This is a genomic window from Amycolatopsis sp. NPDC004625 (genome assembly GCF_040609695.1).
GTDB lineage: Bacteria > Actinomycetota > Actinomycetes > Mycobacteriales > Pseudonocardiaceae > Amycolatopsis.
In genome coordinates this window covers 34,391-48,162 of sequence record NZ_JBEXKX010000028.1, presented here as the reverse complement: position 1 = coordinate 48,162, position 13,772 = coordinate 34,391, and the positions used below count along the sequence as shown (strand labels likewise).

11 protein-coding genes are annotated in these 13,772 nt (G+C 72.0%); 2 read left to right on the top strand and 9 right to left on the bottom strand.

Features of this window, described 5'->3' with window-relative positions; all coding sequences use genetic code 11:
• Positions 1–5: 5 nt before the first annotated feature.
• From ABZW17_RS28700 to ABZW17_RS28665, 8 genes are read right to left on the bottom strand one after another with little or no spacing between them, the layout of a single operon-like run.
• Entirely contained in the window at positions 6–1,427 is a 1,422-nt protein-coding gene (locus ABZW17_RS28700; protein ID WP_354820843.1) for an L-fucose/L-arabinose isomerase family protein, read from the bottom strand.
• A gap of 8 nt (positions 1,428–1,435) precedes the next feature.
• Complete coding sequence (locus ABZW17_RS28695) at positions 1,436–3,454, bottom strand: bifunctional aldolase/short-chain dehydrogenase (protein ID WP_354821039.1); 2,019 nt, start codon at positions 3,452–3,454, stop codon at positions 1,436–1,438.
• A gap of 2 nt (positions 3,455–3,456) precedes the next feature.
• Positions 3,457–4,623, bottom strand: coding sequence for an L-rhamnose isomerase (gene rhaI / locus ABZW17_RS28690; RefSeq protein ID WP_354820840.1), 1,167 nt, complete (start codon positions 4,621–4,623; stop codon positions 3,457–3,459).
• Positions 4,624–4,628: 5 nt separating this feature from the next.
• Entirely contained in the window at positions 4,629–4,964 is a 336-nt protein-coding gene (locus ABZW17_RS28685) for an L-rhamnose mutarotase (RefSeq protein ID WP_354820837.1), read from the bottom strand.
• A 3-nt stretch (positions 4,965–4,967) separates the two neighbouring features.
• On the bottom strand, positions 4,968–6,044 hold the full coding sequence (gene rhaS, locus ABZW17_RS28680; RefSeq protein ID WP_354820834.1) for a rhamnose ABC transporter substrate-binding protein: 1,077 nt from the start codon (positions 6,042–6,044) through the stop codon (positions 4,968–4,970).
• Positions 6,045–6,049: 5 nt separating this feature from the next.
• Complete coding sequence (locus ABZW17_RS28675) at positions 6,050–7,048, bottom strand: ABC transporter permease (RefSeq protein WP_354820831.1); 999 nt, start codon at positions 7,046–7,048, stop codon at positions 6,050–6,052.
• Positions 7,041–8,081, bottom strand: coding sequence for an ABC transporter permease (locus ABZW17_RS28670; RefSeq protein ID WP_354820828.1), 1,041 nt, complete (start codon positions 8,079–8,081; stop codon positions 7,041–7,043). The genes ABZW17_RS28675 and ABZW17_RS28670 overlap by 8 nt, the downstream gene beginning before the upstream one ends.
• On the bottom strand, positions 8,078–9,595 hold the full coding sequence (locus ABZW17_RS28665) for a sugar ABC transporter ATP-binding protein (RefSeq protein ID WP_354820825.1): 1,518 nt from the start codon (positions 9,593–9,595) through the stop codon (positions 8,078–8,080). The genes ABZW17_RS28670 and ABZW17_RS28665 overlap by 4 nt, the downstream gene beginning before the upstream one ends.
• 171 nt (positions 9,596–9,766) lie before the next feature.
• Between ABZW17_RS28665 and ABZW17_RS28660 the strand changes: the two genes are divergently transcribed.
• Both ABZW17_RS28660 and ABZW17_RS28655 read left to right on the top strand, forming a co-directional pair.
• The gene (locus tag ABZW17_RS28660) at positions 9,767–10,804 is read left to right on the top strand and encodes a LacI family DNA-binding transcriptional regulator (protein WP_354820822.1); all 1,038 of its coding nucleotides are present in this window, start codon (positions 9,767–9,769) and stop codon (positions 10,802–10,804) included.
• Between the two features lie 77 nt (positions 10,805–10,881).
• Positions 10,882–13,215, top strand: a complete 2,334-nt coding sequence (locus tag ABZW17_RS28655) for a glycoside hydrolase family 2 TIM barrel-domain containing protein (protein WP_354820819.1) — start codon at positions 10,882–10,884, stop codon at positions 13,213–13,215.
• Positions 13,216–13,263: 48 nt separating this feature from the next.
• On the opposite strand, the gene ABZW17_RS28650 is transcribed toward ABZW17_RS28655, so the two are convergent.
• Positions 13,264–13,626: a DUF488 family protein gene (locus ABZW17_RS28650; protein ID WP_354820816.1), complete on the bottom strand. Its 363-nt coding sequence runs from the start codon at positions 13,624–13,626 to the stop codon at positions 13,264–13,266.
• Positions 13,627–13,772 lie beyond the last annotated feature (146 nt).

Below are 13,772 nucleotides of genomic sequence, written 5' to 3'. Positions count from 1 at the left end.
TCGTTTCACGGGCTGACCACCGTCAGCTCCAGGCCGAGCAGGTCCGCCACCGCCGTCAGCTCGGCGACGCGGTGGCCCGTGCCGAGCGCCCAGTGGTGGGCGATGCCGCTCGCCGACCACGCGTCGGTCCACTCGCCCGGGTCGCCGCCGAAGTCGACGCGGGACGTCGTGTTGCCGATCCGCAGCAGCGGCCCCGGCACCACCGTGCCTTCGGACGCGATCAGCGTGAACGTCCCGTCACGCCGCTGGCCGAGCCCGCACAGCGTCACCGGCCCGTGCTTGACGTCGAACTCCACCGACACGCCCCAGCCGCGCTTGCCGTGGTAGACGCCGAGGCCGCGCAGCAGCGGCTTGCGGGCACTGATCCCGAGGTGCGCCGGCCCGTCGTGACCCATCTCGACCACGCCGTCGCGGAAGTTCAGCGCCTGCAGTTCGGTGAACGAGCCGCCCGCGCCGAGCCGGTCCATGACCAGCATCGCCAGCGACGTCCGCAGTTCGTACTCGCCGACGGCCGGGATGCCGCGGGCGGTGAGCAGGGACGCGCCGAGGATGAACCCGGCGCCGACGCGCTCGTGCGTCTCGCCGTCGAGGCCGCGGTGGTAGTAGGCCAGGGAATCCAGCGAGAAGTCCGAAACGAGCCGGTCCAGGGCGACGGACACGCGCGCGCCCCACGCGAAGTCTTCGTCCACAACGGACTCGTCCACAGTGAACACTTCGCGGGCCAGCTCGACGCGCGCGGCGGTTTCGTCGTCGGTGACCTTCTCCACGCGGACCCGCAGGTCGTCGACCTCCAGGATTTCGACGTGGCCACCGAGCTGGGCCGACACCAGGGTCGGGTCCGTCGAGACGTCCATCATGCCCGGGTAGAGGTGCCCGAGCAGGCCGTGGCGGCCGTGCCGCAGCGCCGCCCGGACACCGGCCGCCTTGATCCAGCGCTCGATCCGCGTCCACGCCCGCGCGTCCTCCAGGTACCCGGACACCGAGCGGAACTCGACGCCCAGGCGGCGGAACGCGTTGGCCATCTCCGGCAGCGGGCAGGCGCCGCAGTAGGCCAGCCACGCGCCGGTGTCGAAGGACTCGTGGTCCATCGCCTCGGTGGGCTGCAGGTTCAGCAGCAGCACCGGCGCGCCCGAGCGCTGCGCGACCGGGGCCAGCATGCTGGAGGTCAGGTACGTCGTCAGGAACCCGACGATCAGGTCGCAGCCGGCCACCCGCAGCTTCTCCGCCGCGGCCGCCCCTTCGGCGGCGTCCGAGACGAACCCGGCGTCGATCACCTCGCAGTCCAGTTCGGACAGTCGCGAAGAGACTCGCCGCGCGGACGCCTCCAGCTGGGGCAGCAGCGACGGGAACTGCGGCCAGTACGCCCCGAGCCCGCCGGAAACCAGGCCGACGCGGGTCCGGCGCGGGGTGATGCGGTCGAGGGTCATCGGAACTCCTAACGCAGGAACGCGGCGGCCACCCCGGCGTCCACCGGCACGTGCAGGCCGGTGGTGTGGGTGAGGTCGCCGCCGGTGAGGGCGAACACGGCAGCGGCCACGTGCTCGGGCAGCACTTCGCGCTTGAGGATCGTCCGCTGGGCGTAGAACTCGCCGAGCTTCGACTCCTCGACGCCGTACACCGCGGCCCGCTGGGCGCCCCAGCCACCGGCGAAGATGCCGGAACCCTGGACGACGCCGTCGGGGTTGACGCCGTTGACGCGGATGCCGTGCCCGCCGAGCTCGGCGGCCAGCAGCCGCACCTGGTGGGCCTGGTCGGCCTTCGCGGCGCCGTAAGCGACGTTGTTCGGGCCGGCGAACACCGAGTTCTTGGACGAGATGTAGACGATGTCGCCGCCGATGCCCTGGTCGATCATCGCCTTGGCCGCCGCGCGGGCGACCAGGAACGAGCCCTTGGCCATCACGTCGTGCTGGAGGTCCCAGTCGCGTTCGGTGGTCTCCAGCAGCGGCTTCGAGATGGACAGGCCCGCGTTGTTGACGACCAGGTCGATGCCGCCGAAGGCGAGCACGGTGGCGTCGATCGCGGCCTGGACCGCCGCGGCGTCGGTGACGTCGGCGGTGACGGCCGTGCCGCCGATCTCCGCCGCGACCTCCGCGGCCGCGTCGCCGTTGAGGTCGGCGATCGTCACGCACGCCCCCTCGGCGGCGAGCCGCTGCGCGATGGCCTTGCCGATCCCCGATCCCGCCCCGGTGACCAGCGCGATCCGCCCGGCGAGGGGCTTGGGCTTCGGCATCCGCGCCAGCTTCGCCTCTTCCAGCGCCCAGTACTCGATCCGGAACTTCTCGCTTTCCGGGATCGGCGCGTAGGTCGAGACGGCCTCGGCGCCGCGCATCACGTTGATGGCGTTGACGTAGAACTCCCCCGCCACCCGCGCGGTCTGCTTGTCCTTGCCGAAGGAGAACATCCCGACGCCGGGGACGAGCACGATGGCCGGGTCGGCGCCGCGCATCGCGGGCGAATCGGCGTCCGCGTGCCGCTCGTAGTATGCGGCATACGCTGAACGGTATTCGGTATGCAATTCCTTCAGCCGGGCGACGACGTCCTCGACGGGTGCGGTCGCCGGGAGGTCCACCACGAGCGGGCGGACCTTCGTGCGGAGGAAGTGGTCCGGGCACGACGTGCCGAGCGCGGCCAGGGGCCCGAGCTTCTCGCGGGAGAGGAACTCGAGGACGCCATCGCTGTCGGTGTAGTGGCCGACGACCCGCTGATCGGTCGAGGCCAGCCCGCGGATCACCGGCGCCAGCGCGGCCGCCCGCGCATGCCTCTCCTCGACGGGCAGGGCCTCGAAGCCGGGTACGACCGGCCCGAACGGCTCCGGCGCGCCCCGGGAGGCCAGGAACTCCTCGGCGGTCCGGATGATCTCCAGGGAGTTGCGCTCACACTCTTCCGAGGTCGCGCCCCACGCCGTGATGCCGTGGCCGCCGAGGATCACGCCGATGGCCTGCGGGTTGGCCGCCTTCACCGCGGCGATGTCCAGGCCCAGCTGGAACCCCGGCCGCCGCCAGTCCACCCACGCGACCCGGTCGCCGAAGCACTCCTTCGTCAGCGCCGGGCCGTCGGCCGCCGTGGCCAGCGCGATGCCCGAGTCCGGGTGCAGGTGGTCGACGTGCGGGGCCTCCACGAGACCGTGCATCGCCGTGTCGATCGACGGCGCCGCGCCGCCCCGGCCGTGCAGGCAGTAGTCGAACGCGGCGACCATCTCGTCCTCGCGCTCGACGCCGGGGTAGACGTCGACCAGGGAACGCAGCCGGTCCAGCCGCAGCACGGCCAGCCCGGCTTCGGTCAGCGTCCCGAGGTCGCCGCCGGAGCCCTTGACCCACAGGACGTCCGTGGGCGAGCCGGTGACCGGGTCGGTCACCGCCCCCTTGGCGGAGGTGTTGCCCCCGGCGTAGTTGGTGTTGCGCGGGTCGGCCCCGAGCGCGTTGCTGCGCGCGACGAGCTGCTCCGGCACGGTCATCGTCATGCTCCCCATCCGGCCTGCGTGCCGCCGGCGCGCTCGGCCACGATCTGCTCCTGGTACCCGCTGCGGTGGTAGGCGGCGATCGGGTCCGGGTCGAGCCCGGCCTCGGTGCGCAGCTCGGCCAGCAGTGGCCGCACGTCGGTGTTGTAGGCGTCCATCAGCACCGCGTTCGCGGCGAGCACGTCACCCGCCTGCTGCGCCGTCCGCAACGCCGGGCGATCCACCAGCAACGCCTTCGCGGTGGCTTCCTGGACGTTCATCACCGACCGGATGATCGCCGGGATCTTCGCCTCGATGTTGTGGCACTGGTCGAGCATGAACGCAATACCGTAGGCAGGATCCAATGCGTCGCCGCGGACGATCTCGTACATGATCCGGAACAGCTGGAACGGGTCCGCCGCCCCGACCATCAGGTCGTCGTCGGCGTAGAAGCGGGAGTTGAAGTCGAACGCGCCCAGCTTCCCGGCCCGCAGCAGGAACGCCACGATGAACTCGATGTTCGTCCCCGGGGCGTGGTGGCCGGTGTCGATGCACACCGTCGCCCGCTCCCCCAGCTCCACGCAGTGGGCGTAGGACGTGCCCCAGTCCGGGACGTCGGTGGCGTAGAACGCCGGCTCGAACAGCTTGTACTCCAGCAGCATCCGCTGGTCCGGGCCCAGCCGGTCGTACGTCTCGCGCAGCGCCGCGGCCAGCCGGTCCTGCCGGTCCCGGATGTCGTCCTGGCCGGGGTAGTTGATGCCGTCGGAGAACCACAGCTTCAGGTCGCGCGAACCCGTCGCGTCCATGATGTCGATGGCCTCCAGCAGGTGGTCGGTCGCCTTGCGGCGGATGCCCGCGTCCGGGTTGGTCACCGACCCGAGCTTGTAGTCCTCGTCCTGGAAGACGTTGGTGTTGATCGCGCCGATCTCGACACCCAGATCCCGCGCGTACGCGGTCAGGGCACCGTAGTCGTCCACGCGATCCCACGGGATGTGCAGCGCCACGCTCGGCGCCACCCCGGTGAACCGGTGCACCGTCGCGGCGTCGGCGATCTTCTCCTCCGGCGTCCGCGGGACACCGGGTTGCGGGAACACCTTGAACCGGGTGCCCGAGTTCGCGTACGCCCACGACGGCGTTTCGATGCGCTGGGCCCGCAAAGCCGCTTTTGCCGCGGTCGAATCACCCATGGCGATCACTGTCCTTCCCGGACGTCGAGGTGGAAGACCTCGTCGAGCAGCTGGAACCCTTCATCCGGCGGGCCGCCGTCGAGGCCGGTGAAGAACTCCGCCATTTCCGCCTGCCAGCGGGTGTTGACGTCGGTCTCCGCCATGGCGGCCTGTGCGGCTTCGAGGTCGTCCGCCTCGACGTACCCGATCAGCAGGCCGTCGTCGCGGAGGAACAGCGAATAGTTGCGCCAGCCGGTGTCGTGCAGGGCTTGGCGCATCTCGGGCCACACCGCCCGGTGCCGCTCGGCGTACTCGGCTTTCCGGTCGGGCTTGACCTGCAGGCAGAAGCAGTAACGAGGCATCGGTCAGAAGTTGAACTTGTCGATGTTGTTGGCGTCGAACGTCGTCGGCGGGCCGAGGACGATCTCGCCGTTCTCGCCGATCGTGTAGTCGCCGAGCTTGCCCGCCTTGAACTTCTCCCCGGTCTTGCCGGTGATCTGGCCGGACTTGAGCGCGACACCCGCGTAAGCGGCGAGGTAGCCGATGTCGGCCGGGTTCCACAGCGCGAACTGCTTGACCGTGCCGTCCTTGACGAAGGCGCGCATCTGGTTCGGGGTGCCGAGCCCGGTCACCGCGACCTTGCCCTTGTAGCTCGACGAGCTGACGTACCGCGCGGCGGCCGCGATGCCGACGGTGGTCGGCGAGACGATCACCTTGAGGTTCGGGAAGGACTGCAGCAGGCCCTGGGCCTCCTGGAACGACTTCTGGTCGTCGTCGTTGCCGTAGGCGATCTTGTCCAGCTTGATGCCCGCGTACTCCGGCTTGGCCAGTTCCTTCTTGAACACGTCGATCCAGGCGTTCTGGTTGGTGGCGTTCGGCGTCGCCGACAGCACCGCGACCTCACCCGAGCCGCCGGAGAGGTCCTTGGCCTGCTTGGCCAGCGCCTCGCCGATGCCCTGGGTGGTGGCCTGGTTGATGAAGACGTCGCGGCAGTCCTTGGCGGCGTCGGAGTCGAAGGCGACGACCTTGATGCCGGCGCTGCGGGCCTGGTTGAGCGACGGGCACACCGCGTTCGGGTCGTTCGCGGCGATGCCGATGACGTCCTGCTGCTGCTGGATCAGCGTGTTGATGTAGCTGACCTGCGACGACGCGCTGGCGTCGTTCGGCCCGACCAGCTTGTACTCGCCCTTCAGCTCGGCCAGTGCCGCCTTGCCGCCGCTGACCTCGATGTCGCTGTAGGGGTTGTTCAGCTGCTTGGGCAGGAACGCCATCTTGACGCCGGTCGCGGCCGCGGCGTTCGGGTTCGCCGCCGCGGTGGACTGCTGGCCGCCGGAGCCGGCGTTGTCGTTCTTGGTCGTGCCACTGCACGCGGCCAGGACCAGCACCAGCCCGGCCGACACGGCACCTGTGAGGAGCCTGCCGGTGAGGAACCGTCGGGACATCTTCGTCACCTTTCCGGAGTTACCGCTTGCCGACGGCGACGCACTGCCGTGCGGGCCGAAGTCACGATGTTGGGGAGCAGGACCGACACGATGAGGAGCACGCCGGTCACGATGTTGAGGGCCTCGTTGGACACGTCCTGCAGGCGCAGGGCGTTCTGGAGCGAGGCCAGCAGGACCACCCCGGCGAGCACGCCGGGCAGCGTGCCCTTGCCGCCGAAGATGGACACGCCGCCGAGGAGCACGGCGGCCACGACGGCCAGTTCGATGCCGAAGCCGTTGTCGGCGCGGGCACTGGAGTACCGCAGCGTCCACAGCACCCCGGCGAGCCCGGCGACCGCGCCGCTGACGACGTACAGCCAGAACTTGAGGCGTCCGGTGCGGATGCCGGCGAACCGGGCCGCCTGCTCCCCCGCCCCGGCCGCGAAGACGCCGCGGCCGATCGGGGTCGCGTGCAGCACGACGCCGAAGATGAGCGCGACGACGACCAGCGGGATCAGCACGTTCGGGATCGGGCCGTCGCCGATCGTGCCGGTGACCCAGCTCGTGTAGGCCCGCGGGAAGTCCGCGACCGCGCCGTCCCCGAGCACCACGAACGCGAGGCCGCGGTACAGGGCCAGCGTGCCGATCGTGACCGCGAGGGACGGCAGCTTCAGCACGGTGACGAAGAAGCCGTTCAGCGCACCGAGGACCGCGCCGAGCACGATGCAGAGCGGGATGATCGTCTCGATCGACAGGCCCGCGTCCCACAGGGAGCCCATCACCGCCGACGTCAGGCCGAGCGTGCTCGCCACCGAGAGGTCGATCTCACCGGTGACGATGACGAACGTCATCGGCAGCGCGACCAGCGCGATGGGGAGCAGGTCGAGCAGCAGGAAGGTGAAGTTGCGGCTGGTGCCGAAGTTGTCCACGGCACCGGAGGCGATGATCAGGACGAGCACCGTCACGAGCACGACGGCGGCGTCCCAGCTGAGCAGCCTGCCGAGCCGGTTTCCCTGGTCAGACATGGGAATCCCTCTTCTTGAGTGCCTTGGCGACCCGGACAGCGACCAGCCGGTCGGCGCCGATGGCCAGCAGGATCAGCGCGCCGACGATCGCCTGCTGCCAGAACTGGTTGATGTCGAGCACGGCCAGTGCGCTGCCGATCACGGTCAGCAGCAGCGCGCCGAGGCCCGCGCCCCACACCGAGCCGCTGCCGCCGAACACCGCGACCCCGCCGACCACGGCCGCGGCGACGACGTTGAGCTCGTAGCCGGTGCCGGCGGCCGCGTCCACGGTGCCGAACCGGGCCGCGAACAACACGCCGGCCAGGCCCGCGAGGGCGCCGCTGACCAGGAACGCCACACTCGTGTTGCGGCCGACCTTGATGCCGGCCAGCTGCGCGGCCTGCGGGCTCGACCCCATGGCGTACAGCTCGCGCCCGGCGCGGTAGCTGCGCAGCACGATCCCGGCGGCGACCAGGACCAGCAGCGCGATCAGGACCAGCCACGGCACGCCCAGGATCGACGCCGTGCCGAAGTCCAAAAAGGACACCGGCAGCTTGTCGGCGTTGATCTGCTGCCCACCGGCCCAGAAGTAGCTGACCCCGCGGTAGGCGTACAGCGTCCCGAGCGTGACGACCAGCGCGGGCACCTGGCCGAACCGCACCAGGGCGCCGTTGACCAGGCCGCACACCGCGCCGACGCCGAGCCCCACCAGGATCGCGACGATCACCGGCAGGCCCGGGTTGTCCTTCATCAGCGTGCCGACGGCGAACGCCGCCAGGCCGAGCACCGAGCCGACCGACAGGTCGATGTTGCGGGTGATCATCACGATCGCCTGCCCGACGGCGAGCACCGCCAGGATCGCCGTCCCCAGCAGGATGTCGCGGATGCTCTGCCCGGACAGGAAGCGGGAGTTCTGCGTCGCGGTGAACGCGACCAGCACGATCAGGGCGAGGACGATGCCGGATTCGCGGGCCTTCAGCACGTTCGCGGTCCACGACCGTCGCTTGTGGACAGCCGGTCCGCCGGTCACGCGGGCCTCCTCGGTGACGGTCATGCGGCGGCCCCCTGCCCCATCGCGGCGAACATGACCGAGTCTTCGGTCGCCTCGGCGCGCGGGAGCTCGGCCACGATCCGGCCCTCCCGCATCACGAGCACGCGGTCGGCCATGCCCAGCACCTCCGGCAGTTCCGAGGACACCATCACGATCGCGACCCCTTCGGCGGCCAGCGACGACATCAGCCGGTGCACTTCGGCCTTCGTGCCGACGTCGATGCCGCGCGTCGGCTCGTCCACGATCAGCACCTTCGGCGCCATCGCCAGCCACTTGGCCAGCACGACCTTCTGCTGGTTCCCGCCCGAGAGCGTGCCGACGGGGTCGCCGAGCCGCCGGTACTTCGTGCGCAACCGCTCGGTCCAGTGCCGCGCCTCCTGGCGTTCGCTGCCGCCGGTCAGGAAGCCGAGCTTCGACAGCGCCCGCGAGCGCGGCAGCGTCACGTTCCGCTCGATCGAGAGGTCCATGATCAGGCCCTGCTGCCGCCGGTCCTCGGGGACCAGGGCCATCCCGGCGGCCATCGCGGCCCGCGACGAGTGCGCCTTGAGCTTCTTGCCGCTCACCTTGACGACACCCGCGTCCCGCTCGTCGACGCCGAAGACGGCCTGGACGACCTCCGAGCGGCCGGAGCCGACCAGCCCGGCGAACGCGACGATTTCGCCGGCGCGCACGGAGAACGAGATGTCGCGGAAGACGCCTTCGCGAGCCAGGCCCTCGACCTCGAGCACGACCGCGCCGGGTTCGACGTCCTGCTTGGGGAACAGCGCGTCGAGGTCGCGGCCGACCATGCGCTTCACCATCTCTTCGACGGTGACGTCCTCGAGCGCGTCGGTGGAGACGTGCTTGCCGTCGCGCATGATCGTCACGCACTGGCAGAGTTCGGTGATCTCCTCGAAGCGGTGCGAGATGAACATGATCGCCGCGCCTTCCTGGCGCAGCGTGCGGGCGACGGTGAACAGCCGCTCGACCTCGATCCGGGTCAGCGCGGCGGTCGGCTCGTCCATCACCAGCACGCGGGCGTCGGCGCTGAGCGCCTTGGCGATCTCGACGATCTGCTGGTCGGCGATCGACAATCCCCTGGCGGGCCGGGCGGGGTCGATCCGGACGCCGAGGCGGGCGAAGAGCCGCTCGGCCTCGGCGCGGATCGCCGCCCGGTCGATCCGGCCGAGGCTCTTGCGCGGGTGGCGGCCCATCACGATGTTTTCCGCGACGCTCAGGTCGGGGAACAGCGTCGGTTCCTGGTAGATCACCGCGATGCCGGCGGCCTTCGCGTCGGCGGGTGAGCCGAACTCGATCGCCTCGCCGTCCAGCAGCAGCGTGCCGTCGTCGGGTTTGTGCACCCCGGCCAGCATCTTGACGATCGTGGACTTGCCGGCGCCGTTCTCCCCGACCAGCGCGTGGGCCTCCCCGGCGTGCAGCCCGAAGCTCACGCCGGCGACGGCCGCGACCGCGCCGAACGACTTCGTCACGCCGCGCACCTCCAGCAGAGGGGCCCGGCCGGGGTGTGGGCGCGTCATCGCGACCTCCGGATTGAAAGGTTTCACAAATCTGGTGCGGTGAAGCTACTATGCGTCGGAAGAAGAAGTCAATGGATTGGCGCAGCCGTGGCCAAACGGCATCTCCTGCAGGTAGTCAGTGGTGATGTTACGTTTCAACGCCCGGGCTCAGCCGGTCCGAGAGGGGGCCGCATGGTGGTCAGGGAGCCCGGTGCCGAGCCGAGGGCCGCGGGGATGAAGGACGTGGCGGCCGCCGCCGGCGTCTCCCTCGGCACGGTGTCCAACGTGCTCAACCGGCCCGACCGGGTGAGCCCGGCGACCCGGGCGCGGGTCGAGGCCGCGATGGCCGAACTCCGGTTCGTGCGCAACGAATCCGCGCGCCAGCTGCGCGCCGGGCGCAGCCGCGTGCTGGCCTACGTCATGCTCGACGGCAGCAACCCGTTCTTCACCGACGTCGCGGCCGGCATGGAGGACGCCACCGACGCCGGTGACCTCTCGCTGTTCCTCTGCAACAGCGCCCACCAGCCGTCGCGCGAGGCGGCCTACCTCGGCCGGCTCGAGCAGCAGCGCGTCCAGGGCATCCTCATCACGCCGGTGGACCCGGACGCACCGGTGCTGCACGAGATCGCGCGCCGCGGCACGCCGGTGGTCGTCGTCGACCGCACCCCCGGCGGCACCGCGCTCTGCTCGGTCGCGGTCGACGACGTCCACGGCGGCGAGATCGCCGTGCGGCACCTGCTCGAACAGGGCCACGAGCGGATCGCCTTCGTCGGCAACCACCCGAGCGTCGGCCAGGTCCGCGACCGGCGGCTCGGCGCGATACGGGCGCTGGCCGCGGCCGGGCTCGGCCCGGACCACCTGGTCGACCTGACGACGTCGGCGCTGACCGTGGCCGACGGCCGGGGCGCCGGTGAACGGCTGGCCGGGCTGCCCGGGCCGGTCCGCCCGACCGCCGCGTTCTGCGCCAACGACCTGGTCGCGCTCGGCCTGCTGCAGACCTGCGCGAACCTCCGCATGCGCGTCCCGGACGACCTGGCGATCGTCGGCTACGACGACATCGAGTTCGCCGCGGCGGCCGCGGTCCCGCTGACGTCGGTCCGCCAGCCCCGCCGGCGGCTCGGCCGCACGGCCGCGGAGCTCCTGCTGGCGGAAACCACCGAAACCGGGCACGAGCACCGGCAGGTCGTCTTCACCCCCGAACTGGTGGTCCGCACCTCGACCCTGCGCTGAGCAACCCGCTGATCGTTTGTGACGTCTTACCGCGTGCAAGCGATAACACCAGCGAGCCCGCAGCAGGGAGGTCGCCGATGTCCGGCTGGCAACCGCGGCTGTCCCGGCGCGGGTTCCTCGCCGCGGGCGGGGCCGCGCTGCTCGGCGCCGCCGTCGCCGGGTCGACCGGCACCGCCGCCCCCGGCCCGGCCGCGGTGCGGCTGGGCGATTTCTGGCTGTTCGGGCGGTACGACGACGGCTGCACCGAGCTCGGGTTCGACGAGCTCGACCTCTCGCCGGTGCAGCTGCCCCACTGCGTGACGCCGCTTTCGTGGACCGGCTGGGACCCGGCGTCCTGGCAGGACCGCTGGATCTACCGCCGGCACTTCACGGCGTCGGCCGGCGACCGCCACACCGCGCGCTTCGACGGCGTCCTGACCGACGCCGAGGTGCACCTCAACGGCCGGCTCGTCGCCACCCACCACGGCGGCTACCTGCCCTTCGAGGTCGAGCTGCCGGACGTCGTGGCGGGCGACAACGTCCTCGCCGTGGTCGTCGACGGCCGGTGGGCGCTGGACGTCCCGCCGAACCTGCCGCGCAGCGCGGGGCCGTCGGTGATCGACTTCTACCAGCCGGCCGGGATCTACCGCCCGGCCACGATCGGCGCGGTGCCGCGGATCCGGCTGACCGACGTCTTCGCCCGGCCCGTCGACGTCCTCTCCCCCGGCCGGTCGCTGCACCTGGCGTGCACGCTCGACGCGCCGGTCGCCGGGCAGGTGACCGCGTCGGTGCGCCAGGGGGGCCGCGAAATCGCCCACGGCGGCGCGCCGGTGGCCGGCAAGACCGTCGAGTTCGACGTCGGCGGGCTCGACGGCGTCCGGCTCTGGGACGTCGAGGACCCGGCCCTGTGCGACGTCGTCGTGACCGTCCGGTCCGGGCTGCGGGTGCTCGACCAGCGGGTGGTGCGGACCGGGTTCCGCGACGCACGGTTCACCACCGAAGGCTTCTTCCTCAACGGCCGCCGGCTGAAGCTGTTCGGCCTCAACCGCCACCAGTGGTACCCGTTCGCCGGCGGCGCCATGCCGGACCGCGTGCAGCGGCGGGACGCGGAGATCCTGCGCCGCGAGCTCAACTGCACCATGGTCCGCTGCTCGCACTACCCGCAGTCGAGCGCGTTCCTCGACGCCTGCGACGAGCTGGGCCTGCTGGTGTGGGAGGAGATCCCGGGCTGGGGGCACGTCGGGGACGACGCGTGGCAGCGGCAGAACCTGGCCGACGTCGCCGGGATGGTCGTGCGCGACCGCAACCACCCGAGCATCGTCGTGTGGGGCACGCGGGTGAACGAGGCCAACGGCACGACGGCGATGTACGGGCGCACCGGGCGGCTGGCCCGGCAGCTCGACCCGTCCCGGCCGACGAGCGGGGCGCTGGCCAGCACCACGGGCGCGCGGTACGCCGGCGGCGACGTCGAGATCCTGGCCTACAACGACTACACCGCCCGGCGCGGGGCGCCCTTCCAGCTGCGCCCGCCGCGGCCGGGGGTGCCGTACCTGGTGACGGAGGCGATCGGCACGCTCGCCGGGGCCCGCGCGTACCGCCGCACGGACACCCCCGGCGTCCGGCAGCAGCAGGCGGAGCTGCACGCGAAGGCCCACGAGCTGGCGGCCGCCGACGACCGCTACTGCGGGCTGCTGGCCTGGTGCGCGTTCGACTACCCGTCGGGCTGGCAGCGGGCGGTCGGCGGGCTGAAGTACGCGGGCGTGTCGGACATCTTCCGGATCCCCAAGCCCGCGGCGGCTTTCTACGCCTCGCAGGTCGACCCGGCCGTGCGGGCGGTCGTCGAGCCCGGGTTCTCGTGGGACTTCACCGCTCAGCCGGCCGGGCCCGGGGCACGCGCGACGATCTGGTCGAACTGCGACCGCCTGCTGCTGTTCCTCGACGACCGGCCCGCCGGCGAGGCGCGCAGCCGGCGTGACGACTTCCCGCACCTGCGGTACCCGCCGTTCGCGGCCGACCTCGTCGTGCCGAAGGGGCAGCGGCCGCAGCTGCGCATCGACGGCTACCTGGGCGGGCGGCTGGTGCTCAGCCGCCGGTTCAGCGGCGACCGGGGTGCGGACGTGCTCAGCTGCGTGCCCGACGACCCGGAGCTGCGGGCCGACGGCGCCGACGCGACCCGGGTGGTCGTGGCGGCGAGGGACCGGTTCGGGACGCTGCGCGCGGGAACGGGCGGCGTCGTGACCCTGGAGCTGACCGGACCGGGCGACCTGATCGGCGACCCGACGCTGGACTTCGGCGCGACCGGGGGCGCGGCGGCGGTGTGGCTGCGGCCGTTCGCGGGGCCGCCGGGAACGCTCACGCTGACGGCCCGGCACGAAAAGCTGGGCTCCGCAACGGCGACGGTCCGCTTGACGCGGGACTCGACCCGCTCCTGAGGCCGCCGGACCGGTCGGCTCGCGTACCCAGGCGGTCGGCTCGCGGGGTCACTGTTCGGTGAGGACGGCCGCCAGCACCGCGGCCTGGCTGATCGAGGGGGAACCGCTGGCCGTCAGGAGGGTCACCGGGCCGTCGCCGGCCAGGGCGCGCAGGCGGTCGAGGGCGGCCGCGCGGTCGGGTTCGCGCAGCTCGGCGCGGTAGCGCTCGGCGAACTCCGCGAACCGCTCGGGGTCGTGGCCGTACCAGGTGCGCAGCTCGTCGGACGGGGCGAGGCCGCGGTACCAGCCGTCGAGGACCACCGCGGTCCGGGCGGTGCCGCGCGGCCAGAGGCGTTCGACGAGCACGCGGACGCCGTCGGCGGGCCCGGCCGGGTCGGCCAGGCGCGCCACCCGGACGACCGTCGGCTGCATGCGCGCATTCTGCGTCGCACCCGCCCGGGCCGCCACCGGAGACGCGGCGACCGCACAAGGGCCACCACGGCGATCGTGGAGGGATCGCCGTGGTGGTCCTACCCCCAGCTCGTGCCGCCCGGGAAGCGACAGCCGAATCCGCCGGT